This is a genomic window from Achromobacter sp. FW305-C-13, from assembly GCF_058783475.1.
This window is the reverse complement of record NZ_JBYSYN010000005.1, coordinates 139,683-166,114: the sequence shown is the minus strand read 5'-3', so window position 1 is coordinate 166,114 and position 26,432 is coordinate 139,683. Positions and strand designations below refer to the sequence as shown.

General features: G+C 65.3%; 25 protein-coding genes. 11 read left to right on the top strand and 14 right to left on the bottom strand.

Features of this window, described 5'->3' with window-relative positions; translation table 11 throughout:
- Positions 1–11: 11 nt before the first annotated feature.
- The 6 genes from AC3WMU_RS28380 to AC3WMU_RS28355 all read right to left on the bottom strand — a co-directional run bounded on the left by AC3WMU_RS28380 (position 12) and on the right by AC3WMU_RS28355 (position 5,998).
- Positions 12–770 (bottom strand): ABC transporter ATP-binding protein, encoded by a 759-nt coding sequence (locus tag AC3WMU_RS28380; protein ID WP_280029485.1) that lies wholly within the window; start codon positions 768–770, stop codon positions 12–14.
- The gene (locus AC3WMU_RS28375) at positions 767–2,644 is read right to left on the bottom strand and encodes an ABC transporter permease (RefSeq protein WP_454677574.1); all 1,878 of its coding nucleotides are present in this window, start codon (positions 2,642–2,644) and stop codon (positions 767–769) included. Before AC3WMU_RS28375 ends, AC3WMU_RS28380 begins: the two co-directional genes overlap by 4 nt.
- Entirely contained in the window at positions 2,644–3,873 is a 1,230-nt protein-coding gene (locus tag AC3WMU_RS28370) for an ABC transporter substrate-binding protein (RefSeq protein ID WP_006223507.1), read from the bottom strand. Before AC3WMU_RS28370 ends, AC3WMU_RS28375 begins: the two co-directional genes overlap by 1 nt.
- A gap of 187 nt (positions 3,874–4,060) precedes the next feature.
- Positions 4,061–4,228 carry a 50S ribosomal protein L33 gene (gene rpmG / locus AC3WMU_RS28365; RefSeq protein ID WP_003810296.1) on the bottom strand — a complete coding sequence of 56 codons (168 nt, stop codon included), beginning with the start codon at positions 4,226–4,228 and terminating at the stop codon, positions 4,061–4,063.
- A 37-nt stretch (positions 4,229–4,265) separates the two neighbouring features.
- The gene (gene rpmB / locus AC3WMU_RS28360; protein ID WP_006223506.1) at positions 4,266–4,502 is read right to left on the bottom strand and encodes a 50S ribosomal protein L28; all 237 of its coding nucleotides are present in this window, start codon (positions 4,500–4,502) and stop codon (positions 4,266–4,268) included.
- Positions 4,503–4,849: 347 nt separating this feature from the next.
- On the bottom strand, positions 4,850–5,998 hold the full coding sequence (locus tag AC3WMU_RS28355; protein WP_006223505.1) for a Bcr/CflA family multidrug efflux MFS transporter: 1,149 nt from the start codon (positions 5,996–5,998) through the stop codon (positions 4,850–4,852).
- 207 nt (positions 5,999–6,205) lie between these two features.
- Here AC3WMU_RS28355 and AC3WMU_RS28350 point away from each other — a divergent pair, with 207 nt between their 5' ends.
- From AC3WMU_RS28350 to AC3WMU_RS28330, 5 genes are all read left to right on the top strand, one after another.
- Positions 6,206–7,474 (top strand): class I SAM-dependent methyltransferase, encoded by a 1,269-nt coding sequence (locus tag AC3WMU_RS28350; RefSeq protein WP_454677572.1) that lies wholly within the window; start codon positions 6,206–6,208, stop codon positions 7,472–7,474.
- 524 nt (positions 7,475–7,998) lie between these two features.
- On the top strand, positions 7,999–9,000 hold the full coding sequence (locus AC3WMU_RS28345; protein WP_006223503.1) for an ABC transporter substrate-binding protein: 1,002 nt from the start codon (positions 7,999–8,001) through the stop codon (positions 8,998–9,000).
- A gap of 265 nt (positions 9,001–9,265) precedes the next feature.
- A complete protein-coding gene (locus AC3WMU_RS28340; protein WP_006223502.1) occupies positions 9,266–10,123 on the top strand; it encodes an ABC transporter permease in 858 nt (285 codons plus the stop codon).
- A complete protein-coding gene (locus AC3WMU_RS28335) occupies positions 10,120–11,376 on the top strand; it encodes a quaternary amine ABC transporter ATP-binding protein (protein ID WP_488703502.1) in 1,257 nt (418 codons plus the stop codon). Before AC3WMU_RS28340 ends, AC3WMU_RS28335 begins: the two co-directional genes overlap by 4 nt.
- Before the next feature lie 139 nt (positions 11,377–11,515).
- Positions 11,516–11,890: a tautomerase family protein gene (locus AC3WMU_RS28330; protein ID WP_006223500.1), complete on the top strand. Its 375-nt coding sequence runs from the start codon at positions 11,516–11,518 to the stop codon at positions 11,888–11,890.
- A 24-nt stretch (positions 11,891–11,914) separates the two neighbouring features.
- Here AC3WMU_RS28330 and AC3WMU_RS28325 read toward each other — a convergent pair whose 3' ends face one another.
- The 4 genes from AC3WMU_RS28325 to AC3WMU_RS28310 all read right to left on the bottom strand — a co-directional run bounded on the left by AC3WMU_RS28325 (position 11,915) and on the right by AC3WMU_RS28310 (position 15,516).
- The gene (locus AC3WMU_RS28325; protein WP_006223499.1) at positions 11,915–12,544 is read right to left on the bottom strand and encodes a Rossmann-fold NAD(P)-binding domain-containing protein; all 630 of its coding nucleotides are present in this window, start codon (positions 12,542–12,544) and stop codon (positions 11,915–11,917) included.
- Between the two features lie 19 nt (positions 12,545–12,563).
- Positions 12,564–12,986: a GreA/GreB family elongation factor gene (locus AC3WMU_RS28320; RefSeq protein ID WP_424624314.1), complete on the bottom strand. Its 423-nt coding sequence runs from the start codon at positions 12,984–12,986 to the stop codon at positions 12,564–12,566.
- A gap of 298 nt (positions 12,987–13,284) precedes the next feature.
- Positions 13,285–14,121, bottom strand: a complete 837-nt coding sequence (locus AC3WMU_RS28315; protein ID WP_006223497.1) for an alpha/beta fold hydrolase — start codon at positions 14,119–14,121, stop codon at positions 13,285–13,287.
- Between the two features lie 150 nt (positions 14,122–14,271).
- Positions 14,272–15,516 carry an MFS transporter gene (locus tag AC3WMU_RS28310; RefSeq protein WP_424624316.1) on the bottom strand — a complete coding sequence of 415 codons (1,245 nt, stop codon included), beginning with the start codon at positions 15,514–15,516 and terminating at the stop codon, positions 14,272–14,274.
- Positions 15,517–15,576: 60 nt separating this feature from the next.
- Between AC3WMU_RS28310 and AC3WMU_RS28305 the strand changes: the two genes are divergently transcribed.
- From AC3WMU_RS28305 to AC3WMU_RS28295, 3 genes are all read left to right on the top strand, one after another.
- Positions 15,577–16,524 (top strand): helix-turn-helix domain-containing protein, encoded by a 948-nt coding sequence (locus tag AC3WMU_RS28305; protein ID WP_424624317.1) that lies wholly within the window; start codon positions 15,577–15,579, stop codon positions 16,522–16,524.
- Between the two features lie 182 nt (positions 16,525–16,706).
- Positions 16,707–17,525: a glucose 1-dehydrogenase gene (locus tag AC3WMU_RS28300; RefSeq protein WP_280029475.1), complete on the top strand. Its 819-nt coding sequence runs from the start codon at positions 16,707–16,709 to the stop codon at positions 17,523–17,525.
- 4 nt (positions 17,526–17,529) lie between these two features.
- On the top strand, positions 17,530–19,350 hold the full coding sequence (locus AC3WMU_RS28295; RefSeq protein ID WP_492283315.1) for a glycoside hydrolase family 15 protein: 1,821 nt from the start codon (positions 17,530–17,532) through the stop codon (positions 19,348–19,350).
- 64 nt (positions 19,351–19,414) lie between these two features.
- Here the strand turns inward: AC3WMU_RS28295 and AC3WMU_RS28290 are convergent, their stop codons facing one another.
- Complete coding sequence (locus tag AC3WMU_RS28290; protein WP_454677568.1) at positions 19,415–19,702, bottom strand: hypothetical protein; 288 nt, start codon at positions 19,700–19,702, stop codon at positions 19,415–19,417.
- Between the two features lie 484 nt (positions 19,703–20,186).
- Between AC3WMU_RS28290 and AC3WMU_RS28285 the strand changes: the two genes are divergently transcribed.
- Together AC3WMU_RS28285 and AC3WMU_RS28280 are read left to right on the top strand one after the other, a co-directional pair.
- On the top strand, positions 20,187–20,969 hold the full coding sequence (locus AC3WMU_RS28285; RefSeq protein WP_492283314.1) for a BON domain-containing protein: 783 nt from the start codon (positions 20,187–20,189) through the stop codon (positions 20,967–20,969).
- 65 nt (positions 20,970–21,034) lie between these two features.
- The gene (locus AC3WMU_RS28280) at positions 21,035–21,214 is read left to right on the top strand and encodes a hypothetical protein (protein WP_081534063.1); all 180 of its coding nucleotides are present in this window, start codon (positions 21,035–21,037) and stop codon (positions 21,212–21,214) included.
- 77 nt (positions 21,215–21,291) lie between these two features.
- Here the strand turns inward: AC3WMU_RS28280 and AC3WMU_RS28275 are convergent, their stop codons facing one another.
- Positions 21,292–22,377 carry a calcium:cation antiporter gene (locus tag AC3WMU_RS28275; RefSeq protein ID WP_492283313.1) on the bottom strand — a complete coding sequence of 362 codons (1,086 nt, stop codon included), beginning with the start codon at positions 22,375–22,377 and terminating at the stop codon, positions 21,292–21,294.
- A 94-nt stretch (positions 22,378–22,471) separates the two neighbouring features.
- On the bottom strand, positions 22,472–24,025 hold the full coding sequence (locus tag AC3WMU_RS28270) for a PAS domain S-box protein (RefSeq protein WP_492283312.1): 1,554 nt from the start codon (positions 24,023–24,025) through the stop codon (positions 22,472–22,474).
- A gap of 76 nt (positions 24,026–24,101) precedes the next feature.
- Between AC3WMU_RS28270 and AC3WMU_RS28265 the strand changes: the two genes are divergently transcribed.
- On the top strand, positions 24,102–24,635 hold the full coding sequence (locus AC3WMU_RS28265) for a CinA family protein (protein WP_035212723.1): 534 nt from the start codon (positions 24,102–24,104) through the stop codon (positions 24,633–24,635).
- A gap of 58 nt (positions 24,636–24,693) precedes the next feature.
- On the opposite strand, the gene AC3WMU_RS28260 is transcribed toward AC3WMU_RS28265, so the two are convergent.
- Complete coding sequence (locus AC3WMU_RS28260) at positions 24,694–26,430, bottom strand: hydantoinase B/oxoprolinase family protein (protein WP_280029464.1); 1,737 nt, start codon at positions 26,428–26,430, stop codon at positions 24,694–24,696.
- Positions 26,431–26,432 lie beyond the last annotated feature (2 nt).

Sequence of the window (26,432 nt, the reverse complement as noted above, 5' to 3'; positions counted from 1 at the left end):
GCGCGCCGGTTTCACGGGGCTTCCGTGCCCAGGTAGGCGGCGCGCACGCGAGGGTCCGCTGCAATGGCGGCGGGTTCGCCTTCGGCCATCAGGGCGCCGCGCACCAGGACGGCGATGCGGTCCGCGTGCTTGAACACCACGTCCAGGCTGTGTTCCGTGAACAGCACGGCAATGCGTTGCGTGTCGGCCAGTTGGCGCGTCAGCCGCATCAGCGCATGCCGCTCGTTCGTGGCCATGCCGGCCGTGGGTTCGTCCATCAGCAGCAAGCGCGGTTGGTGCGCCAGTGCCATCGCCAGTTCCACCCGTTTGACGTCGCCATACGCCAGCGTGCCGCAGGCGGCCTCGGCCTTGTCCGCCATTTGCACTTGCGACAGCAAGGCCATGGCTTCCTCGACGGCATGGCGGGTGGCGCGGCGCCAGGGATTGAACAGCAAGCGATCGCGCGACAGCAGGGCCGTCTGCACGTTTTCGCACACGGTCATGGAGCGGAAGGTGGCGGCCGTCTGGAAGGTGCGGCCCACGCCCAGCCTGCAGATCTTGCCGGCGGACAGGCCCACCAGTTCGCGGCCGTCCAGGCGGACGGATCCGGAATCGGGGCGCAGTTGCCCACCCAGCACGTTAAAGCAGGTGGATTTGCCGGCGCCATTCGGGCCGATCAGCGCCAGCATCCTGCCCGCTTCCAGCGTGAAGGAAACGCCGGCCAGCGCATCGATGCCACCGAACGATTTGCGCAGCGCGTCGACCTGGAGCAAGGCATTTACCGAGGTCATGCGCGCCTCCTGCCCAGTCGTGCGGCTGCGCCGGCCAGGCCTTCGGGAAACGCCATCACCAGCGCCAGAATGGCCAGGCCCAGCACAGCGTGCCAGTACTCGGTGCTGCGCGCCGCCACGTCCTGCAGCCACGTATAGGCGGCGGCGCCCACCAATGGCCCCGCCAGCGTCTGCAGGCCGCCCAAGAGCACCATGACCAGCCCGTCGACCGAGCGGCTGACGGCCAGCACGTCGGGCGCGATGCTGCCCTTGGAAAACGTGTAGAGCGATCCGGCCAGCCCGGCCGCGAAGGATGCGGCGACAAAGCCTGCCCATTGCACGCGCCGGGTCTCCATGCCCAGCGCTTCGGCGCGCATCGAGGAATCGCGCACGCCGCGCAACGCGTAGCCCAGCGGTGAAAACGCCAGGCGGCGCAGCCAGGCGATGCCTGCCGCGGAGAGCGCCAGCGTCAGGTAATAGAACCAGGGGCCCTGCGCCAGCCAGGACGACGGCCACACGCCGATGAGGCCGTTGCTGCCGCCCGTCACGTCATCCCATTGGTAGGCGAGTGCCCAGAGGATCTGCGCCACGGCCAGCGTCAGCATTGCCAGGTACACGCCGGACAGCCGCACGCAGAACCAGCCGAACAGCAGCGCGCCGAAGGCGGCGGCGAAAGGACCCAGCAGCAGCGCGGCCTCCATCGGCACGGCGGCCAGTTTCAGCAGCAGCGCGGCGCCATAGGCGCCCAGGCCGAACCAGGCGGCGTGGCCGAACGAGGTCATGCCGGCGAGCCCCGTCAGAAAGTGCAGGCTGGCCGCAAACAGCGCGGCGATGAGGATCTCGGTCATCAGGATGCCCAGATATGGCCAGTACAGCGCGGCGACGGGAACCAGCGCCAGCAAGGTCAGCAGCAAGCCGTAGGTCAGGCGCAGGCGACGCCCCGCGGGGGCGATGGGGCGTTCCGGCGCGCCCGCGTGCGAGGCGGGCGCCGGCGGCTTGCCCAGCAGGCCCCAGGGCCGCACCACCAGCACCACGGCCATCACCGCAAATTCGGCCAAGAGCGTCAGCTTGGACAGGTTGAACAGCCAGGGCCCGATCTGGACCTGGCCCAGGAACACGAACACGGCTTTGACCGAACAGATGAGAAGCGCGGCGAGGAACGCGCCGGGTATCGACCCCAGGCCGCCCACCACCACCACCACGAAGGCGCTGGCGATGATTTCCAGGTCCAGGCCCAGGGTGGCGGGCACCCGAGGCGCGGCCAATGCGCCCCCCAGGCCGGCCAGGAACGCCCCCAGCGTGAAGGCGGACGTGAACAGCCAGGCCTGGTTCACGCCCAGCGCGGCCAGCATGCTGCGGTTTTCAGCGGCGGCGCGCAGCAACCGGCCCCAGCGCGTGCGCATCAGCAGCAGCCATAGCAGGCCCAGTACCACCGGGCCGGCGGCGATCAGCAGCAGGTCGTATTGTGGGTAGCGCCGGCCCAGGATCTGCACGGCGCCGGACAGCCCGGGGGCGCGCGCAGCAAACAGGTCTTCGGGGCCCCAGATCGCCAGCGCGGCGTCGCCGATGATGAGCACCAGGGCGAACGTGGCCAGCAGTTGGAACAGTTCGGGTGCCTGGTACAGCCGCTTGAGCACCAGCCATTCCGCGGCCGCCCCGATCAGGCCGGTAGCCAGCGCGGCCAGCAGCAAGCCGGCCCAATAGCCGGCGCCGTCGCCGAAATACGTGGTGAACGTCCAGGCCAGGTAGATGCCCAGCATGTAGAACGAACCGTGCGCGAAATTCACCACACGGGTCACGCCGAAAATCAGCGACAGGCCCGCGGCAACCAGGAACAACGCGCTGGCGTCCGCCAGGCCATTAAGCAGCTGCGACAGCAGCCCGGACAGGCTCATCAGTGCGCCGGACGCATCTTGCGGACCTGTTCGTCAGGCGGCTGCAAGCGCGCGCCGTCGATGTAGGCGAAGTCCTTCATGATGCCCTTGCCGTCTTCCACGGCCGTCACACCCACGTAGACGCCCATCGTCGATTGATGGTCGATCTTGCGGTACTGGATCTGTCCATAGGGCGTGTCCACCTTCAGGCCGGCGAAGGCGTCGACCAGCTTTTCGGTGTCGACCTCGCCCGCGGCCTTCAGGCCCTGGGCGATGGACATCAGCGATGCATAGCCCACCACTGAGCCCACTTTGGGCGTTTCGTTGTAGCGCTTCTTGTAGGCGTCGACGAAGGCGTTATTGGCGGGGGTATCGATGGCGTACCAGGGGTAGCCGGTGACGATCCAGCCCGTCGGCGTGTCGGCACCCAGGGGTTCCAGGTATTCCGGTTCGCCTGACAGCACCGACACGACTGCGCGGTTTTCGAACAGGCCACGCGTGTTGCCTTCGCGCACGAATCGGGTCAGGTCGGCAGCAAACAGCACGTTGAAGATGGCGTCGGGCTTGGCGTCGGCCAAGGCCTGCACCACGGCGCCGGCATCCACCTTGCCCAGCGGCACGGCTTGTTCCGCCACGAATTCCACGTCGGACTGGAATGACTTCATCATGGCCTTGAACGTGGCCACGGCGGATTGTCCGTACTCGTAGTTGGGGTACACGATGGCCCAGCGCTTCTTGCGCAAGGCCAGCGCCTTGGGCGCCAGCGCGGCCACATGCATCCAGGTGGAAGGCCGCAATCGGTAGGTGTAGCGGTTGCCTTCCTGCCAGGTGATCTTGTCGGTTAGCGGCTCGGCGGCCAGGAAGAACACCTGCTGCTGCTTGGCGAAGTCGGTCAGGGCCAGCCCGGTGTTGGACAGGAAGCCGCCGAACAGCAGCTCGACCTTCTCGCGCGCCAGCAGTTCCTGGGCAGCACGCACGGAATCACCGGGGTTGCCGTTGTCGTCGCGGGAGATGACTTCCAGTTTCCGGCCCAGCACGCCGCCTTCGGCGTTGACCTGCTCAAGCGCCAGCTGCCAGCCCTTCTTGTAGGGCCCCAGGAAGGCGGGGATGGCCTTGTAGCTGTTGATCTCGCCGATGCGGATCGGCGGTTCCTTGTCTTTGGCGACGGCTACGGCGACCGGAGTCAGCGCCAGGGCCAGGAGCGCGGGCGCAACGGCGCGGCGCAGCAGGGTAAGGCTGGGACGAAGCATGGCAGGGTATCGCAGGCAAGAGGGATCGGGCGTCGCCGCGCGGCACGGGGCGCTGCGGGTTGCGGCCAATTGAAACACGCGCCTTTGCCAGGCGGCAATAGACGCTTCCCCCTGCTTGGGGCGGCCCGGCAATAAAAAAAGCCCTGCAAGGCAGGGCTCTTTCAGACTTACCAGAAAACCGGCTGAATTACTTCAGCTTGGTTTCCTTGTAGTCAACGTGCTTGCGAGCGACCGGATCAAATTTCTTGATCAGCATCTTCTCGGGCATGTTGCGCTTGTTCTTGGTGGTCGTGTAGAAATGACCCGTGCCGGCAGTCGACTCGAGTTTGATCTTTTCGCGGATACCTTTGGCCATGTCGTGCTCCTAGTATGGTGATTGTAGGGGAGGCCGATTAGGCGATTTCGCCGCGGGCACGCATGTCGGCCAGGACGGCGTCGATGCCGTTCTTGTCGATCGTGCGGATGGCCTTGGCCGAAACACGCAGGCGGACCCAGCGGTTTTCGCTTTCAACCCAGAACCGGCGCGATTGCAGGTTCGGCAGGAAGCGACGCTTGGTCTTGTTGTTTGCGTGCGAAACATTGTTGCCCACCATCGGGCCTTTGCCGGTCACTTGGCATACGCGTGCCATGGATGCACCTCTTTATGTCGTTCTTTTCGCGCATCGCTTGGGGGGTAGACAGGGTTTTAGCCGCCGGGCTGTGTGGGAAGCGCAATGTGTTGCCTGTTGCGCTGCCTTTGCCGGCCACCCAGTCTTAGTGGATGAGGGGGATCGGGATCCGCCCGTGCTTATACCCGCTGCCTGCCACCCGCTGAAATCCTGCTAGAAATTCCTGATGAATTCCTTGACCGGATTTCTCAACGCTACGCGGTTGGGGTCAGAGTGCTGAACTACAAAGCATAGTAGTCCGGCACGGGAAACTTCTTGTGAAGACTTAGATTCTAATACGAAAAAGCCAAGCAAATCAAGCGGCCGGCTCAGTTCGTGTGCGATTGCGCGACACGGCCCGATATCCAGGACAGGCAGGCGCAGCTGGCCAGCGTGGTCGTCAGGGGCAAGGCGCTGTCCGTTTGCCAGGCGCTGACGGCGAAACCGGCCAGCGCGCCGCAAGACAATTGCAGCGTCCCCAATAATGCGGACGCCGCGCCCAGCCGCTTGCCCTGGTCCGACAGCGCCAGCGCCGCCGAGTTCGGGTTCACGAAGCCCTGGCTGCCCATGTAGGCGATCAGGCACAGCATCAAGAGGGGCAGCGACATCCAGCCGGCCAGCGTCAGCGCCACAGCGGCAAGGCTGGCGATGGCCAGCGAGGTCAGGGCCTTGCGTTGCAGTTGGCGGGGCTTGTAGGTGCGCAGCAGGCGGGCGCTGATCTGCGAGCAGATGATGAGCGACAGCGCGTTGGTGCCGAACAGCAGGCCGTAATACTGGGGCGGCACGCCGTACAGTTCGATGAAGACGCGCGGCGACCCGATGATGTAGGCGAACATGCCGGCCTGGCCGAAGCCGCCCGCCAGGCTGTGCGCCATGAAGCCGCGATGCGCGAACAGGTCGCGGTAGTTGCGCAGGATGGTGCTCCAGCGCAGCGGCACGACGCGTTCAGGCGCCAGCGATTCCTTCATGATCTTCGCCACGGCCAGCATCAGCATGGCGCCGCCGGCCAGCATGATCCAGAACAGGCTGCGCCAAGAGGCGATCGCCAGCAATTGGCCGCCGGCAAGCGGAGCCAGAATCGGGGCGAGGCCCATGATCAGCATCAGCAGCGACATCGCACGCGCCGCCTCATGGGTTTCATAATGGTCGCGGATGACTGCGCGGGGGATCACGATGCCGGCCGCGCCGCCCATGGCCTGCACGACGCGCCAGCCCGTCAGGGCCTCGACCGAACCCGACAGGGCGCAGCCCAGGGATGCCACCATGAACAACGCCAGCCCCACCATCAGCGGCGGCTTGCGGCCGAAGCGGTCGGCCATCGGGCCGTAGAACACCTGCGCCAGCGCCAGGCCGATCAGGTAGGCCGCCAGCGTGCGTTCGACGTCGCCGCGCGGCACGCCCAGGTTCGCCGCAATGGTCGGGAACGCGGGCAGGTACATGTCGATGGCGAACGGGCCGATCGCCGTCAGCGCGCCCATGAGAATGAGCCAACCGGGCAGGCTGCTGCGGGAAACTGGTGATGGGGGCATGTTGGTCGCGGTAAAACGCAGAGACAGGGCGCGCATGCGTTGGATTGCACGGTTTTGCGCCAAGCCAGCGACTGTATCACGGGTAACCTGACACGCAAATTTCAGCTGTTTTCCGATACAGTCGTGAGCGTCCGTAAAGTACTCAGAGGAGAAGTCGTGAATCCTTTGCTATCTGTTGTGGAACGCAAGCTTGAGGCCTTGCCCGTCCCTGTCCAGCTGGTTTTGCCTGACGGCGCCGTGCTGGGGCCGCCCGATCCGCGGGTTCGTTTCGTGGCGCACGACAAGACGGCGCTGGCCCATCTGGCCGAAGGCGCCGTGGGCGTTCTGGGGCAGGACTACGTGGAAGGCCGCATCGACATCGAGGGCAATATGCGCGATGTGATGGCCGCGGCGTCGGCGTTGCTGCCGGGGTCGCCGGTCGATGCCGCGCGCGGCGGCTGGCTGACGGAGCTGGTCCGCAAGGTGATGTCGGTGTGGCGGCATTCCGTGGAGCGCGACGCCAAGCAGATCGAATTCCATTACGACCTGTCCGACGACTTCTACGCCCTGTGGCTGGATCCGCGCCGGGTTTATTCCTGCGCCTATTACCGCACGCCGGACATGACGCTGGCCCAGGCGCAGGAAGCCAAGCTCGATCACATCTGCCGCAAGCTGCGGCTGCACGCGGGCGAGCGCTTTCTGGACGTGGGGGCGGGGTGGGGCGGATTGCTGCTGTGGGCTGCCGAAAACTACGGCGTGGACGCCACGGGCATCACGCTGTCGCGCAACCAGCACGCGCACGTCACGAAACTGATCCAGGAAAAAGGCTTGGCCGGCCGGGTCCGCATGGAATTGCTGGACTACCGCAAGCTGGACGAATCCACGCCTTACGACAAGATCGCGTCGGTGGGCATGTTCGAGCACGTGGGCCGGGCGCAGCTTGAAGGCTATTTCGCCAAGTTGCGCCGCCTGCTCAAGCCGGGCGGCCTGATCATGAACCATGGCATCACCGCGGCCGGGGTCTACAACCCCGAGCTGGGCAACGGGATGGGCGAGTTCATCGAAAAGTACATTTTCCCCGGCGGCGAACTGACCCACATCAGTGTCGTCATGGAAGCCATGACCAATGGCGGGCTGGAAGAGGTGGACGTGGAGAACCTGCGGCCGCACTACGCACGCACCTTGTGGGCGTGGAGCGATGCGCTGGAGGCCCGCTTGCCGGAAGCCGCGCAGGTGCTGGGCGGTGAGCAGGGCGCGCGGTCGCTGCGGGCGTACCGGCTGTACCTGGCCGGCTGCGCCATGGCGTTCGAGCACGGCTGGATCGCCTTGCATCAGATCCTGGGCCAGCTCCCGGCGACCGGCCGTCCGGACGAGCTCGACCATCCGGCCGACCTCTCCTATCCGTGGCGCCGCGACTATATGTATGGCGATGACGCTGGCCGCTGATGGTTGGATGCGGCACCGGGCCGACTGAGCGGGCTTTTCAGCTGAACATAAGCTGAAAATTGATCGAACCCCCCCATTTCAGAGGCCCGAAACCGCGCTTTTAGGCCCTTCTGGAACGCGTAGTATGTATTAATAAGAACAAAATATTTACTGAATGTATCTATGGTTTGAGAGCGAGTTTTCTTAGGGGAATTTCGTAATCCCCCTCTAGTCGATGGGGGTTATCCCGTAGCTTTTTTGCCAGGAATGTATCTGTTTTGTTCAGGCTGAGGGTTGGGTGGCGCAGCAATTTCGTTTAAGATGCTGCCTTCTTCGTTCAGTTTGTTCACTTTCTGCGGGTTTTCAAAAACCTAGTTTTTGAAGCTCCTGTCTTAGCAAGATTCCGCACCGCTTGCGGATTTTCTTGTCGCTAGTGTCGGTTTGTATTGGCGGTTCTGCCCGTCTTCCGCACAACCCCCTTAGCTCCATGGCACTTCCGGGCCAGACCCGGCGTGTGTCCCTGAACCTATGGAGGCAAAAGCCAAATGCGTTTTACCCCTGTCAAGACCCTGGCCGCCGCGGCCGTTCTGTTTGCGTTTGCCGGCGCGGCCCAAGCCGCCGACGCACCGCAATGCGAAATCAAGCGTCCAGTCAATTTCGGCGCCATGAACTGGGAATCCAACCTGGTCCTGGTTGATGTCGAACGTTTCATCATGGAAAAGGGCTACGGTTGCAAGACCGAGACCCTGCCGACGGAAACCTTGCCCGCCCTGGCCGCGCTGGAGCGCGGTGACCTGGATATCAATACCGAAATCTGGCTGAACAGTGTGGCCGATCCCTGGGATCGCGCCGAAAAGACCGGCCGCGTCAAACGCATCGGCGACCTCTACATGGGCGCCGAAGGCTGGTACATCCCCCGCTACACCGCCGAACGCCTCCCCGAACTGAAGTCCGCAGCCGATCTGCCGAAGTTCAAGGACAAGTTCAAGGACCCCGAAGAGCCCGGCAAGGGTCGCTTTTATGGCTGCCCGGCGGGTTGGGGCTGCGAGATCACCAGCAACAACCTGTTCCACGCGCTGAAGCTGGACGACAGCTACACGCTGTACTCGCCCGGCACGGGCGCGGCGCAGAAGGCGGCGCTGATGTCGGCGTACAAGCGCAAGCAGAACGTGGTCTTCTACTACTGGTCGCCCACGCCGCTCGTCGGCGCGATGGATCTCGTCAAGCTGGACATGCCGCCCTTTGACGCCGAAAAGCACAAGTGCCTGACGTCGTCCAAGTGCGCCAACCCCGAGCCCAGCGCCTATCCCGACAATCCCGTCTTCACCGCGGTGAACACCAAGTTCTCCGAAGAAGCGCCCACGCTGACCGCCTTCCTGGCCAAGGTGTCGGTGCCGCTGCCGGTGATCAATGAAACGCTGGCCCACATGGAAGAGTCTGGCGACGATTCCAGCACCGTGGCCAAGTGGTTCCTGAAGAACAAGCCCGACGTCTGGACCAAGTGGGTCCCCGCCGACGTCGCCGGGCGCGTCCAAAGCGCGCTGTAACGCATCGTGGTGCAGGCCTCGCGCCGCTTCGGCGCGTGCCGGCCCGGCCAGCGGGAAAGTCTTCCGGCTTGTCGGGCCGCCTCAAGGGAAAAAGCCCCGTGCGGGCAAGTTGCCCTGGGCTTTTTCCCCTGGGATGGCTGTTCGCCGGACGCTCGCGTCCGGACGCAAGCCGTTGGCGCCGTCCGTCCAGCCGCCTGGACATCCGGTCTTTCGGACTATCCGGCGGCGACCGCCGCCGTAAGCGCCCCAGAATGGAGTCGAAACAATGTTTCCTGAAATTATTCCCGCCCGTCAGGTAAGGGCGGCGATCGACGGGTTCGTCGATCACCTGGTCACCAATTACGCGGACACGCTCGAGACCCTGTCTCAGCCGGTCCTGCACGCCTTGGTGTGGTTGGAGCAACTGCTGCGCAATTCGCCCTGGTGGGCGGTGGTCGCCGTGACCGTGGCCATCGCCTGGGGCGTCAGCCGCCGCATCGGCCTGAGCCTGGCGATGGGCGCGCTGTTGTGCGTGATCGGCGTGTTGGGCCTGTGGGACGCCGGCATGCAGACGCTGGCGCTGATGATCATGGCCGCCGGCTTGTCCGTGCTGATCGGCATTCCGCTGGGCGTGCTGATGGCGCGCGTGAACTGGCTGCGCTCCATCATGCTGCCGGTGCTGGACGTGATGCAGACCATGCCCAGCTTCGTGTACCTGATTCCGGTCGTGATGCTGTTTGGCCTGGGCAAGATTCCCGCCATCATCGCCACCGTGATCTACGCCGTGCCGCCGCTGATTCGCCTGACCGACCTGGGCATCCGCCTGGTTGATCGCGAAGTGCTGGAAGCCTCGCGCGCCTTCGGCGCCAATCCGCGCCAGCAATTGTTCGGCGTGCAGTTGCCGCTGGCCTTGCCCAACATCATGGCCGGCATCAACCAGACCACGATGATGGCGTTGTCGATGGTGGTGATCGCGTCGATGATCGGTGCACGCGGCCTGGGCTATGAGGTGTTGCTGGGGATCAACCGTCTGGAAGTGGGCCGCGGCCTGCTGGCGGGCTTGGGTATCGTGGTGCTGGCCGTGCTGTTCGACCGGATCACGCAATCGTATGGACAGCGCATGCGCATGGGAGGCCAGCGATGAGCAAGATCGAGGTCAAGAACATCTACAAGGTCTTCGGTTCGCATCCGAAGAAATGGCTGCAAGCCGCCCAGAACGGCATGAGCAAGGAACAGCTGCTGGCCGAAAGCGGCCACACGCTGGGCCTGCGCGACATCAGCCTGTCGATTGAAGAGGGCAGCATCTACGTCATCATGGGCCTGTCGGGTTCCGGCAAGTCGACGCTGATCCGCCACTTCAACCGCCTGATCGAGCCCAGCGCCGGCCACATCCTGGTCGACGGCGTGGACGTGGTGAGCCTGAACAAGCGCGATCTGGAAGTCTTCCGCCAAAAGAAGATGAGCATGGTGTTCCAGCGCTTTGGCCTGTTCCCGCACCGTACGGTGCTGGACAACGCCGCGTACGGCCTGACCGTGCAAGGCGTGGGCAAGGCGGAACGCGAGAAGCGCGCCCGCGACTGGCTGGAGCAAGTGGGTCTGGCCGGCTTTGAAAACCAGTATCCCCATCAGTTGTCGGGCGGCATGCAGCAACGCGTGGGTTTGGCGCGCGCGCTGGCGACCGACGCCGAAATCCTGCTGATGGACGAAGCGTTCTCGGCGCTGGACCCATTGATCCGCCGTGAAATGCAGGATCAGCTGCTGCAGCTGCAGGCCAAGCTGAACAAGACCATCGTGTTCATCACGCATGACCTGGACGAGGCCCTGCGCCTGGGCAACCGCATCGCCATCCTGAAGGACGGTGAACTGGTGCAGGAAGGCACGCCGGAAGACATCCTGCTGAACCCGGCCAATGACTACGTTCAGTCGTTCCTGCAGGACGTGAACCGCACCAAGGTGCTTAACGCCACGCACGCCGTGAATCCGGCGCGCCTGACGTTGACCATGCGTTCGCGTCCCGCGCACGCCCTTGACCGCATGCGGGCGATGGACTACCAGTATGCGCCGGTGCTGGACGGCAAGCGCCTGGCAGGCGTGCTGACGGCCAAAGCGGCCGAGGAAGCCATCCAGCAAGGCGCGCGCGACGTGTCGCGCTTTGTCGAAGACCTGGCGTCGGTGCCGGCTACGGCGGGTCTGGGTGAAGTGTTGGCGCAACTGGTGCACAGCGACCAGCCGGTTGCCGTCACGGGCGAGGACGACGAGTTCCTTGGCATGCTGTCGCGCAAGAAGGTCGTCGAGTTGGTGACCCCGGCGCTGACCGAAACCGCGGCGTCGCCGGAAGGCGCCCCAAGCGAGCTGGAAGCCCAGCCCGCTCCCGAGCACCGGGGCGAAGCGGCCTGACCGCATCAGCACCCCGATAGGGCGCCCGGCGCCCGGACTTTGCCCGCCTGCAATCGCTTGCACGCGGGCAAAGTCGCTATATGATGGCTGGCCGGTCAGTTCGGCCGGACTCCTGCTATTCGAAAAATCGGAAGCCGTCATGCCAATCTTGAATGTCCAGATCCTGCAAGGCCACTCGGCCGCCCAAAAGGCCGCGTTGCTGAAAGCCGTTTCCAACGCCGTAGTGGAAAGCATCGCCGCGCCGCTGCCCAGCGTGCGCATCGTGCTGCAGGAAGTGCCTGCTGAAAACGTGATCGTGGCCGGTGAAATCGGCAAGCGCATGGTGCGCGTGGACGCGGCGCTGATCGAAGGGCGTGACGAAGCTAAGAAAGCCGCGCTGATCGCCGCGGTGAACCAGGCCGTCTGCACCAGCATCGATATTTCGGGCGAAGACGTGCGCGTGCTGATCCGCGACGTGCCCAAGGTGGACATGGGCGTGGCCAACGGCATCAGCGCCAAGGCCGCCGGCCGCTAAGCGGGGCGCGCCGAGCGGGGCGCGTCAGGCCAGTTGGTCGGACGTGATGACGTGCATGCCGGGCGGCGCGTTGATGGCCGCCTCGAGCATCGCCTGCGCGATTGCGTGGGCCGGGTTGATCCGCCAACGGCGCGGCAGCACCGGGCCCAGTAGCGTCAGTGCGCCGACGGCGGCGCGTTCGCCAAGCCGGAACTCGGCGCGCCGGCCGCCGATCAATCCGGGTTGCACCAAGGTCAGCGACGCGAAGTCCAGGCCGGCCAGGTCACGTTCCAGCTCGCCTTTGACCCGGTTGTAGAAAAAGCGCGACGACACGTCGGCGCCGATGGCCGAGTTCAGCACATAGGCGGAAGTGCCGTGATGGCGGGCCAGCCGGGCCACGGCCAGCGGATAGTCGTGGTCGACCTTGCGGAACGCGGCTTCTGAACCTGCGGCGCGCATGGTTGTGCCCAGCGTGCAGATCACGGCGTCGGCGCGCCACCAGTCGGCGTCGTGCGGCAGGCGGTCGAAGTCGACCACGGGAGACTGCAGCTTGGGGTGCGCCGGCAGCGGGCGCCGGGCGATCGAGATCACGTCCGTCACGCGCGGATCGGCCAGGGCCTGATCCAGCACGTGGCGGCCAACCAGGCCGGTCGATCCGATCAGAAGCAGCTTCATGGAAGACTCCGGGTTGGCGTTACGCCGTGGTGTCGCCCGCCGCTTCGGGCTGATAGACGATCTCTTCGATCGTGGCGGCATGCTCGGTCTGGTTGGGGGCGGTCCAGGTGATGCGCTGGCCCTGGCGCGAGCCGATCAGGCTCAGCCCTAGCGGCGACAACACCGAAACCTGGCCTTGCGCCAGGTTCGCGTCGGCCGGATAGCACAGAGTAACGAGCATTTCGTCGCCGTTGGCGTTCAGCAGGCGCATGCGCGAGCGCATCGTGACGATGTCCGGCGTCACGTCTTCAAGCGTGATGATGGGCGCGGAATCCAGGATGTCCTGCGTGGCGTCGATCGCATCGCGCGACAGGCCGGCGGCGCTGCCGGGGCGGGTGATCATGCCCAGCAGGCGGGCGTGGTCCAGGGCGGTGATCAGTTTGTCTTGCGGCAAGGCGTTCATGTCGATTCTTCTTAGACGTATGGCCCCCTCGGCAGACACTTTTCAGGCTTGCTCGGGTGGGGCGATGGAGGTAGTGACAGCGCTATCGGGAAAAGAAGGTTAAGCAGCGCCGCAACGAAGCGTATCGATTGAAGCCGGTCTGAAGGGGTGCGCCGCCGTCACGGTGGACGGCGGATAAGCACCCTGTTCCGGGGAGCGCCCACGCGGGCGGGTTCAAGCGTCGTTGCGACGCAGGTTGTCGCGCGGTTGGCGCCCAATCTGCTGTCGGCAACAGCCAAGTATATAGGCCATTGTCAGATCAGCCCTTGATGAAGGCCAGCAGGTCGGGATTGATGACCTCGCCATGCGTGGTCAGCATGCCGTGCGGAAAGCCCGCATACACCTTCAGCGTGCCGTTCTTCAGTAGTTTGACCGACAGCCGGGAGGAGTCGTCGATCGGCACGATCTGGTCGTCGTCGCCGTGCATGACCAGGGTGGGAACGGTGATGGCCTTCAGGTCTTCGGTCTGGTCGGTTTCGGAAAAGGCCTTGATGCCCTCGTAATGCGCCTTGGCCGAGCCGATCATGCCTTGCCGCCACCAGTTATTGATGACGCCTTGTGACACTTGCGCGCCCGGGCGGTTGAACCCGTAAAAGGGGCCGGACGCTACGTCTGTGAAAAACTGGGCGCGGTTCGCAGCCAGCGCCGCACGGAAACCGTCGAATACCTCGATCGGCGTGCCGCCCGGGTTGGCATCGGTCTTGACCATCAAGGGCGGCACGGCACTTACCAGCACGGCCCGGGCGACCCGGCCCTGCGGTTGGCCGAACTTGGCGACATAGCGCGCCACCTCGCCGCCACCGGTCGAATGGCCGATGTGGACGGCGTTGCGCAGATCCAGGTGCTCGGCCACCGCCGACGCATCGGCGGCGTAGTGATCCATGTCGTGGCCGTCGCTGACCTGGCTGGAGCGGCCGTGGCCGCGGCGGTCATGTGCAATGACGCGAAAGCCCTTGGCGACGAAGTAGAGCATCTGCGTGTCCCAGTCGTCGCTGGACAAGGGCCAGCCGTGGTGGAACATGATGGGCTGGGCTGTCTTGGGGCCCCAGTCCTTGAAATAGATCTGCACGCCGTCGGGGGTAGTGATGGTGCTCATGGTCAGTGACTCCGGGAAGAGGCAGGGGGAAGGGGAACCGCGGGGGATGGCCGGGCCCTGGCGCCAGCCATCCTGCAGCGTAGCCGGCATGGCGACCCGGAGCTTGTACGTTATCAAGCAAATTTGGATGAAATCAACCTTGGCGGGGTATTACGCCTGGCCGGTGGCAGCCATCCGCCGGAGCTGGGCGACAGCGGCCGCGGCCAGCAGCAACAACAGGCTGGCGGCCACCACGTAGGGCACCCAAGGGCGTAGCCCGTACAGCAGCGTGCAAGCCAGCGGCACGATCACCATCGCCATGCCCTGGACCGCGGTGACCGAGCCGGCCGCGATGCCCTGTTCTTCCGGGCTGACCGCATTGGCGGCCAAGGTCTGGATCGACGGGAACACCAGGCCCATGCCTGCGGCCATCAGCGCATAGCTGAGCAGGAAGCCCGCCGTGCCCGGCAGCACCGCGATCAAGAAGAAGCCCGTGCTGGCCAGCACGGCGCCCGCGGCCAGGCAACGTGCCGCGTTCATTTTCCGGGCGCGAGCCAGGGCAAGCTGCACCAGGATCAGCACGATGCCCACCGTGGCCATGGCGATGCCTGCGACGCGCGCGGCGGGGCCGGCTTCCAGGTGCAGGGCGTCCATGGCGTAGAAGCCCACGATCATCTGCGCGGTGATCACGCCGCTCATGGCCAGCAGCATGGCGGCAAGCGGCAGCCGCAGGCGACGGTCGGACAGTTTCAGCGGGGGCGTGCCCCGGGGCGCGTGCGACGCGTCGGACGGCAGGCGCAGCATCAACCATGCCGTGCCCAGCACCGGCAGGACGGCGGCCAGGTACAACGGAACGATAAGGCTGTCCTTGACCAGCAGCCCGCCGATGGCAGGGCCCAGGACCATGCCGACGCCGTTGGCGGCGCCCAGTTTGGCCATCATGGCGCCGCGCTGCTCGGGCGCGGTGATGTCGGCGATTCGCGCGGCGCTGACGGCGGGCATGGCTGCGTAGAACGCGCCGATCAGGCCGCGCAGGACCAGCAACGCCGCCAGCGCGACCCATGGCGACGGCGGTTCGGCCAACATCCGGTCCAGCGCCCACGCCAGCAGCAGGTAACTGACGATGTAGCCGGCGGCCGCGCGCAGCAGCGTGGTCCGACGCCCCACGCGGTCGCTGCGGCGGCCCCAGTAACGCGCCATCAGCATCCAGAGCAGGCCGGCCACGGTGACGACCAGGCCTCCGTGCCATTCCGCCAGCCCCAGGCCGCGCACGACGGGGCCGATCACGGGCACGAACGCCATCATGGCGGTCAAGCACAGCATATTGAAAACGAACAGGGCAGCGGCTTCGCTGCGGGCGGAAAGCGGGGTGGGGTTCAAGGCGGCGTCTTTGATGAGGATGAAAACCGTTATCATCTTCACCTGGGCGTGGATGCGCTAGCGAATCTGCGCCGGCGATGGCGGAATTGAGGAAATATGGGCGATCAGCTTCGGACGACCCGCGCGACCGACGGTCCGCTGACTGCGGAGGACATGTTGCGTCTGATGCCGCCGGACTGGGCTGACATCCGCACGGAACACGAACTGGCGGGCGGCGTGTCCATCGGCTGCTATGACGGCACCCCCGTCACCGACTGGGCCGTCGAGGGCACCGCCGTTCCCAGTATGGGGTTGGCGATCATCCTTGAAGGGCAGTTCGGCTTGGGCTTCGAGGGCGGCGCCCCGTTGCATGTCAAACCGGGCACGGTGATTCTGCATTCCACCGACGCCCTGGTGCCTGGCTGGGACGAATTCAAAGGCCGGCGCGCGATCCGCACCGTCGACATCCGGTTTTCGTCGGATGCCGTGCGTCCGATCTGGGAGCAGGTGCTGCTGACTGCACCTGGCGGCATGCTGGCCGACGATGCCAGCGTGCCGGACAGGGGCGCGCATCTGGCGGTGCTGCCGGCATGGTCCGGCATCGCACGCATCGCCGGCGAGATCCTGAGCTGGCGCCACGACCGCAGCGAGATCGCTGCGTTGTATCTGCAGGGAAAGGCCAACGAGGCCCTGGCGCTGACGCTCAAGCACGTGAACGACGGCCATCGTGCGCTGCCACAACCCGCCGACCGCCGCCGGCTGGCCGAGGCCTACCACCGCATTCAGCGCCACTACGCGGACTGCAAGACCGTGCGCCAGCTGGCGCAATCCGTGGGCCTTAGCGAAAAACGCCTGCAGGCGGGGTTCCTGTCGCTATATGGCCAGTCGGTGCACGCCTGCCTCTTGGGGGCAAGAATGGATGCGGCGGAAAGCCTATTGAAGCGCGGCTGCTCGGTCACGGATACCGCTTATAGCGTCGGCTTCGCCAGCCTTAGCCATTTCATCAAGGCGTTCAAGGCGCAGCGTGGGAGCACGCCCGGGAATTGGCTGAAGGGCGGAGCGTAGGCGATCGATCGGGTGGCGTTGCCGCCCCAGCCGCCAGCTGCGAGGCCGTGATGCCGTCCTGACACCGTCAATGGTTGTAGCCGCGACAGTCCAGGACTAAGCTGCAAGCTTGGCTATCGAAAGCGGTGCTCGTGGATCCGCCCGTCAGCAACACCGGACCCGCTCGCCGCAAGGAGAGCAGCATGCGGCATGCAGTGGATCTGTCGGGGCGCGTGGCGGTCGTCACCGGCGCCAATTCCGGAATCGGGCGCGGTATTGCCTTGGAATTGGCGGCGGCGGGCGCGCGGGTGGTGGTGAACCACCGGCCCAATGAAGACTCCGAGCGGCGCGGCGCAGAAGTGGTGCAGGAAATCCTGCGCGCAGGCGGGCAGGCGGTTGCCGCGGCAGCCGATATCAACCGTGAGGAAGACGTCGAGCATCTGTTTCGCGTGGCCGAGGATCACTTCCAGGGCGTCGACATACTGGTGAACAACGCCGGCATCGAACAGCCGGCCGCCATTCAGGACATGACGCTGGCCCAATGGCAAAAGGTGATCGACACCAACCTGACGGGCCAGTTCCTGTGCGCTCGCGCTGCGGTACGGGCATTCCTGAACCGCACGCCCCGGCCGCCCGCTGATACGGCGGCGGGCAAGATTATTTTCATCAGTTCGGTCCACGAAGTCATTCCGTGGGCGTTCCAGTCCAACTATGCGGCGTCCAAAGGCGGCGTGTCGCTGCTGATGCAGTCGCTGGCGCAAGAGTTGGCGCCGATGAAGATCCGCGTCAATTCCGTGGCCCCCGGGGCGATACGCACACCCATCAATGCGCCCGCCTGGAACACGCCAGACAGCCTGGCCTCGCTGCTCAAGCTGATTCCCTACGGCCGCATCGGCGAGCCGGAAGACGTGGCGCGCGCTGTGGCGTGGCTAGCCAGCGATGACTCCGACTACGTGACGGGGTCGACTTTGTTCGTGGACGGCGGCATGACGCTGTATGCCGCTTTTCGTGGCGCGGGTTGAGCCTATGTCGAAGCCGCTTGAAGACTATGGCTTGATCGGCAACATGTTGTCGGCTGCGCTGGTGGCGCGCGACGGTTCCATCGACTGGCTCTGCCTGCCGCATTTCGATTCCCCGGCTTGCTTCGCGGCTTTGCTGGGCGACGACAGTCATGGCCGCTGGCTGCTGGCGCCCAGCTCCCCGGAGGCGATCACCACGCGCCGCTACCTGCCGGAAACGGCGGTGCTGGAAACGCGCCATGAGACGCCGGACGGGGTGGTGCGCGTCTACGACTTCATGCCGCTTAGCGATGATGAAGAACGGGTGGACGTCGTGCGTATCGTGCAGGGCGAATCGGGCCGCGTGGACATGCGGATGGAGCTGACGCTGCGCTTTAACTACGGGCAGGCCGTGCCCTGGGTGCGCCGGCGCGATTACGGGCTGAGCGCCATTGCCGGGCCGGACGCCGTCGAGTTGCATACGGCCGTGCCGCTCTCCGGCCGCGATATGAAGAGCGTGGCCGAATTCACCGTGCGGCAGGATGAGACCGTGCCCTTCACCCTGTCGTATCACCGTTCGCACAAGACGCCGCATTTCGTGCCGGACCGCCTGGAGAGCATGGATCGCACCATTGCGTGGTGGCGCGAATGGGCCAAGCGCTGTCATTGGGAAAATGGCCTGGGCGAACGGCGAGACGCTGTCGTGCGATCGCTGATCACCTTGAAGCTGCTGACCTTTCAGCCTACCGGCGGCATCGTCGCGGCGCCCACGACGTCGCTGCCCGAGCAATTGGGCGGCAGCCGCAACTGGGATTACCGGCATTGCTGGCTGCGCGATTCCGCCTTGACCTTGTATGCGTTGTTGAACGCCGGCTATCGGGAAGAAGCCGAGGCCTGGCGGCAATGGCTGTTGCGGGCCGCGGCCGGCCATCCCAACCAGCTGCAGATCATGTACGGCATTTCCGGCGAGCGGTGGCTGCCCGAACACGACATCCCCTGGCTTCCCGGGTATGAGGCAAGCGCGCCCGTGCGGCTGGGCAACGCCGCGGCCGGGCAGATGCAGCTGGACGTATATGGCGAACTGATCGAGACCCTGCATGCCGCGCGCGTGGCCGACCTGGCTCCGCTGGCCGAGGCGTGGCGCATGCAGAAGGTGTTGCTCACACCGCTTGAGCACCTGTGGCGCGAGCCTGACCATGGCATCTGGGAAGTGCGGGGGCCGCGCCGCGCGTTCACGCACTCGCGGCTGATGTGCTGGGTGGCGCTGGACCGTACCGTGAAATCCTGCGAGCGCTTCGGACTGGAAGGCCCCGTGGACCGCTGGCGGGCGTTGGCTGACGAGATCCGCACCGATATCTGCACGCATGGCTATGACGCCCAGCGAAATACGTTTGTGCAGTACTACGGTGGCACTGCGCTGGACGCCAGCCTGCTGCTGATTCCGCAGGTGGGCTTCCTGCCGGCAGATGACCCGCGCGTGACCGGCACGGTGCAAGCCATTGAAAGGGAATTGTTGCGCGACGGCCTGCTGCTGCGCTATTCGACACAGCACAGCGACGATGGGTTGCCGGGCGACGAAGGCGTGTTCCTGGCGTGCAGCTTCTGGCTGGCCGACGCCTACATCATGCAAGGCCGGCTGGACGACGCGCACCGCCTGTTCGACCGCCTGCTGTCCTTACGCAACGACCTCGGGCTGCTGGCCGAAGAGTACGACGTGGCGCGCAAGCGGTTGGTGGGCAATTTCCCCCAGGGCTTTTCGCATATCGGGTTGGTCAATACCGCCTACAACCTGAGCGCCGCCGGCGGGACGGCGCACCAGCGTTCGTCCCGGGACGCCCCGCAGGAATAAACCCGCGCATCCGTTGCGCCATTCCACTCCGTCCAGCTCCGGCATGCCGCGGCCCATGGCCGTCTCAGGCCATGAGCTGGTAGGCCATGGCCAGCGTCAGCAACAGAATTGTGCCCAGTACCCACAGCATTGCGGCCAAGGCGATCGCGAGGGGAACCCGCGTTCGGTGTGGGGCTTGCACGGCATGTACCGCCGGCGCCGGCAGCCCCTCCGGCGGCGGGGGCAAGATGCCGTCATTGGCGGCATCGCATGGGGCGGCATACTGGCCGATCGAACTTTCCGGCCCCATGCGGACAACGATCATGATGTTGCCAGCCGGGGTCGACGTTAAGGCAGGTTGGGGGGAATTCATGGCGATCACCGCTGTCGGGCAAGTGAAACTCTGATCGGGGACCGAAGTCTCCCCCGGTCCGTGTGCATGTCCGGCTGGCATGCCTGCTTAAGGCGCCTTCTTCACGCTTTGTGCCAGCCACTTGGCCTGGACTTCCATATGCCCGCTTCCTGGTGCCGCGACGGCAAGCAGGGTAACGGTGAGATAACGGGTATTCATGAATATCTCCGGAAACGGCGCATGGTGCTCGCCAGGCGAGTGGGGATAGGTCGTCCGGAAGGCATAGCAAGTGGCGTGCCCGGGGCGTGCCGCGCCCGTCCGATAGGTTCCGGTACTTCTTACGATGCTTGTAAGGAATGCCGGGCCGCCTGGTTCCCAAGCGGAGTTGAGCGGGGGCATTGCTGCGCTGCGGCGGGTGGCACAACGCTTGCTGCGTGAATGCCAGAGGTCCCCGCGCGGAGAAACTGCGCAAAGGGGAAACATCGTTACTCCCAGGAGGCTCGACATGAACCATGACCAACGATATCCGTGGCGTGATGAGGACGACTTCAACCGGGATCCCGGCAGCGGCAACCCCCGCGACCCCTACCGCCAGGCGCAGCAGCCCGGCCGGTCGGGCGGGCAGGCGCCGCGGGATTCCGTCAACGACGTGCGGCGCCAGCAGCATGCGGGCGCGGGGGACCAGGAGCCGTGGCGCGATCCGGCACCTTCGTTCGGATACCAGGGCGAAGGCACGAGCCACGCGCCCGGTACCCGTGAAACCCGGGGCGGTGTACGCAGCCGCAGTGCGGACCCCGGCCAGAGCAGCTACGGCGGCTTCAGGAACCAGGACCCGTCGTACCAGCGAGAGCAGGTGTATGGATCGCGCAGCCCCTCCTATAGCGGCCCCACTTCCTATGGCGACGAGGAAGGCGGCTATTACGGCGACCGCCCGCAATGGGCGGACGAGCCGGAAGCGTCTTTCGAGACCGCGGAGCGCGGCGGCTACAACCGTGGGCCGACCGCCTGGCGCGACCGCGGTTCGCGGCGGACGGATCCCAAAGGCTATACGCGATCGGACGAGCGCGTGCGGGAAAACGTGTGCGAGCACTTGGCCCATAGCGGCCTGGACGTGAGCGACGTGTCGGTGGCCGTGGCGGATGGCTGCGTGACACTGGAGGGAACCGTGCTAGACCGCCGCACCAAGCATCGCATTGAAGACTGCACGGACGCATGCGCCGGCGTGCAGGACGTCGACAACCGGATCCGGATTGCCGGCGTGGGGGGAAAGGAACCGGCGGCAACATGACGCAATAGGACCTCCCGCCCACCACGCGCGCACACCGCGCTATCGCAACCAACAGGAAAGAAGCCATGAAAACCAAACCAAGCAAACCCGATCCGACCGCCGACGACACTCCCCGCGAATCGCAGGCGAGTCACGGCGACACGCAAAACCGAACGAAGAAGGAAGGCCACGTTTCGCAGATCGGGACGGGGCAGGATCAGCAGAGCCAGCGTAACCGGGGTGGAGGTGCGCGCAGCAAACCCTGAATCGGGCCGGTCAGGCTGGATGGCACTGGCCTGGCCGCCTTCGGCGCAAAGGGGTAGGCGCCCATCGCATGGCTGCGCTATAAGCCCAGCGTCAAGAGCATCAGGAAGGTGCCGAACAGGATGAAGTGCGTCATGCCCTCGATGGCGTTGGTCTGACCATCGTTCAGGTTGATGGCGGCTACCAGAAGCGTGGCCAGCATCATCAGCGTCTGCACGGGCGTCATGGCCAGGTCGATGCGTTGGCCGGAGAACAGCGCCATGGCCTCCATGGCGGGCACGGTGAGAATGACGGTGGACAACGAGGCGCCCAGGGCGATGTTCACCACCGACTGCATCCGGTTGGCCAGTGCGGCGCGCAGTGCGGTCAGCATTTCGGGCGCGGCAGATATGCCGGCCACGATCAGTGCGATCAGCCCGATGGGCACATTGATGCCTTGAACGCTGCGCTCCAGCGAATGCGACATCAATTCTGCCAGAAAGCCCACGGCGATGATGCCGCACGCCATCATGGCGGCCGAGTATCGCCAGCCGGGAGAACCCGAGGCGGGCGTGTTGGCGCGCGTTTTCTTGTCGGGATAGCTGTAGCTGAAAAAGTAGCTGTGCGGCCCGGTTTGCATGCGAAGGAATACGCTGTAGAGCAACAGCATCGCCACGATGGTGAAGGCACTATAGGCCTGCCAGTCGGCCTGGGGGACGAATTCGGGAATGATCATGGACACCGTGACGGCTGTGAGGATCATCACGCTGTAAGTGCGCGCGGAATCATCGTTGTAAGCCTGTTCGCCGTGCTTGAATCCTCCGATGAGCGCGGCAACACCCAGGATGCCGTTGATGTCGAGCATGACGGCCGAGTAGATGCTGTCCCGCACTAGTGTCGGCGAACCCGTCTTGGTCGAGACGATGGCCAGCACGATCACTTCAACCAGCACTGCCGACAGCGTCAGGATCATACTGCCGTAGGGATCGCCCAGCTTCTGGGCGATGCGTTCGGCATGGCGCGCCACGTTCAGCGATGCGGCCAGGATCGCCGCGATGAGAAGGACCGTCTCCAACAAACCGGCGAGTCGGCCGAAGTCGGCCAGGCGGCTGTCGATCGCATATCCCGCAACGGCGACCGCGCAGGCTAGAACCAGGAATTTCTCTGACTGCAGAATGGATTTCATCTGGACTCGGCAGGCGGGAACTCCAGCGAGGCTAGCACGCAGGCAACCCGGGCGGGAAGGATGGCGGCAATCCCGATCCCACCTCGACCGCGGGCTAGCTGTTCTTCAGTACGTCTATCAGCAGTTCCAATGACCATGGCTTGGGCAACAGCGGAAAGGCTTGCGTCTCTGCATGGCGAAAGCGCCCGTCAGCGCCGGTAGTCAGCGCCACCCGGATGTGCGGCCACGTCTGGCGGACTCTCTTCGCCAATTCCAACCCGTCCAAGCCCGCCATTTCCACGTCGGTGATCATGAAGTCGACGCCGCCGTTGCTTCTTTCCAGGAGGCGGAGCGCCGACTCGGCGTTTGGCCGCAGCAGGACTTCATGTCCGATGTCCTCGAGCAACGATCGAAGTATGGCGCCCACGCTTGCATCGTCTTCGACCAGCAGGATTCGTTGCTGCGAGGTCCGCGGGGTGTCCGTCGACGCCGGGGTGGTTCCCTGAAGCCCCCCGCTGAGCCCGTCTTCGGGAATGAGAACGGTGAAGGCGGACCCTTTGCCGACCTCGCTGCTGACCCGCACGTCGCCACCCGATTGTTTCGCGAAACCGAAGACCTGGCTCAGGCCCAGGCCCGTTCCCTTATCCGCCGACTTGGTGGTGAAAAACGGTTCGAACACATGCGAGAGAACCTCGGGAGTCATGCCGAAACCCGTGTCGCGCAACTCGATTTCGACGCACGGCAGTCCGGTCGGAATCGCATCGCCTGCCGAGAGTGTCGAGATTTCCCGCCGCACCGCAACGATCAGGCGTCCACCGGCCGGCATGGCGTCGCGCGCGTTGATCACAATGTTCAACAGGGCGTTCTCAAGCTGGCTGGGATCGGCGCAGATGTACAGGGGGTGTTCCGGGAACTCGTACTCGATCCTGATCGCGGCGCCCACCGTCGTTGCGAAGATGTCACGCATGCCATCGATACAGCTCCGGACCTCGAACCGGGCGGGCTTCAGCGGCTGCCGTCTCGAGTAGGCAAGCAGCTGCGCCGTTAGATGGCTTGCCCGCTCGACTGTGGCGGCAACCAGCGTGGCCAGCTGCTTGCGCTTGTCGTTGCCCACCTCGGGTTTGCTCAGCATTTCCGTTGCAAAGCGGATCGTGGTGAGGAAGTTGTTGAAGTCGTGCGCGACGCCGCCGGTAAGGCGTCCCAGGGCTTCGAGCTTCTGCGCATGGTGCAGTGCATCGTGCGCGGCATCGATGTCTTCCTGGGCCTTTTTCTTGTCCGTGATGTCGCGGGTGATCTTGGCAAAGCCAAGCAGGTTGCCATCGTCATCGCGAATCGCGTCGATGACGACGCTGCACCAGAACTTCCGGCCGCTCTTGTGAACGCGCCAGCCCTCGGCTTCGAACCGGCCCTCGCGGCGGGCGGTCTCCAGCGCCTTTTGCGGGACGCCCACCAGGCGGTCTTCATCCGTGTAGAAAAGCGAAAAGTGCCGGCCGATGACCTCGTGCGAGGCGTAACCCTTGAAGCGCTCCGCGCCTCTGTTCCAACTGGTGATGCGGCCCTCGGTGTCGAGCAGATAGATGGCGTAGTCCATCACGGCCTCGACCAGCAACCTATAACGGCTTTCGCCGGCGAGCGTCAGGGCGGGATTAGCGCGGGTGGGCGGGGGCATCACGTTTCCTCGATAAGCGCGTGGCGCCTCGGGTATGCAAATTGCTGCCCACGCCATTCAATGCGGGGGCAACGCCATGAACGCCATAGAACGAGTTGCGAGATTCATGCTGGAGAATAACCTGACATTGGTCACGGCGGAATCCTGCACGGCAGGGCTGATCTCGGCGACTCTTGCCGATGTCCCCGGCGCGGGCGGCCTCCTGGATTGCGCATTCGTCGTCTATTCGGTGCAAGCCAAACGGCGCTGCCTGGACGTCCCCCAATCGACGCTGTCCGCCCACAACCTGACGAGCGAGGCCGTGGCCCGAGACATGGCGCTTGGGGCGGCCCGAAAGAGCCCGGCGAATGTGGCCGTGGCCAATACCGGGGTGACGGACGACACCGACGACCGTATCCCAAGCGGCACGCAGTGCTACGCCTGGGTCTTCAAGACGGGGCAGGCGGACGCCAGCCCCGTCGTGTATACCGCTACCCGACGATTCGCCGGCGATCGCAACAGCATCCGCAGGGCCAGCGCCGAGTTCGCCCTGCAGGGCATCGTGGACCATTTCTTGCAGCATTCGCCCATAAAGGGGGGCCTCGCTCGTTCCCGCGTCGGGGGGGCCTGAACCTGATCGCAGGGTATTCCCGCTACGCTGCAGGCGACGGGCTCCCGCGATCCCGCGCTCACACGCCTTCTTTCTGAAGGGCGCGGACGACCTTCTCGGACCCGTAGTCCCGCTCGGCGGCGGCGCGGCTTACCTTGCCCCCCAGGAGGTCTTGGCGAATGTCGGCCAGCGCGCGTTCGGCCGGCGCGCCATAGCCGCCCCCGCCGGGCGTTTCCAGGCGCACCGAGACGCCCGCCGGCAGCGGGTGGCCCGAAATCTTGTTGGGCAGGCGCTGCTCGTCGGCGAGTCCGGGGTTCTGGATCAGGCGCGAGGTCCCGCCGGTCAGGCCGCCATCCAGGCCGGCCGCGCCGAACAGCGCCGCGTCGCAACGGATGGTGCAGGCCAGTTGGTCGTGCAGCGACCGGATCTGGCGCGCGATGCCCATGCCGCCGCGGTACTTGCCCGCGCCGCCGGTGTCGTTCACCAAGGCGTATTCGTCGACCAGCAGCGGGTACTCGATCTCCAGGGCCTCGGCGGGCAGGTTGGAGGTATTGGTGACGTTGACCTGGATGCCGTCCATGCCGTCGCCGCGCGCGCGCCCGCCCGCGCCGCCGCCCAGAGTTTCAAGATAGACGAAGGTGCCCTTGCCGTCGCGCAGGGGGCCGGAGAACAGCATGGAGGGCATGACGTCGTTTGACGAGGCCATGCCGCGTCCGGGAGGCAGCAACTGGCCCAGTGCACCGATCACGGTGCCGGCCACGCGCTGCGCGGTGGTCACGCGCGCGCCCACCGCGGCGGGAAAGACCGGATTGGTGATCGTTCCTTCGGGCGCGCTGATGGTGATGGGCTGGAACAGGCCGTTGTTGGGCATCAGCTCGGGGTCGAGCATCGCCTTGACGGCGAAGTACACGCTGGCCCTGAGCGCGCTGGCCGGCAGGTTGAAGGCGCCGCGCGCCTGCTTGCCGGTGCCGGTGAAGTCCACGTGCAGCTGGCCGTCGCGCGCCTGCACGTTGGCCTGGATCACCACCGGCTCGCCGCCCATGCCGTCATCGTCCATGCGTTCGGTGAACGACACGCTGCCCTCGGGCAGTTGGGCGATGCGGTTGCGCAGCCGCCGCTCCGTATAGCGCAGGATGCCGTCGATGGCCGACAGCACCGTGTCCAGGCCGGATTGCCGCAGCAGCTCCAGCATCAAGCGAGCGCCCTTGTCGTTGGTGGCGATCTGGGCGCGGATATCGTGCATGCGGTTGTCGGGTTCGCGCGTGTTGTGCGCGATCATCTCCAGCAGGTCCAGGTCCAGCTCGCCTTGCCGCACGATGCGCATGGCCGGCAGGCGGATGCCTTCTTCCCAAACGGTCTTCAGGTGGTGCGAGGTCGAGCCGGGCACGGCGCCGCCCACGTCAGTGTGGTGGCCGATGTTGGCGGCAAAAAAGCGCAGCACGCCGTCGTAGAAGATGGGCGACACGACGGTGATGTCCGGTGCGTGAGTGCCGCCGGCCAGATAGGCGTCATTGCACAGGAACGCGTCGCCCGGGCGGATGCCGGCCACGCCATAGCGGCGCAGCACGGCATCGATGCCGCCCGACAACGAGCCCAGGTGCACCGGCACGTGGGCAGCCTGGGCCACCAGGCGGCCGGCGGCGTCGAACAGCGCGACGGAGCAGTCTTTGCGCTCCTTGATATTGCTGGAGAAAGACGAACGGATCAGCGTGTTGCCCATTTCTTCGGTGATGGACAGCAGGCGGTTGCTGAAGACCTCCATTTCGATGGGGTCGAAGGCGTCGGATTCGGCGGCGGCGGTCAGTGCGGTGGTCATGT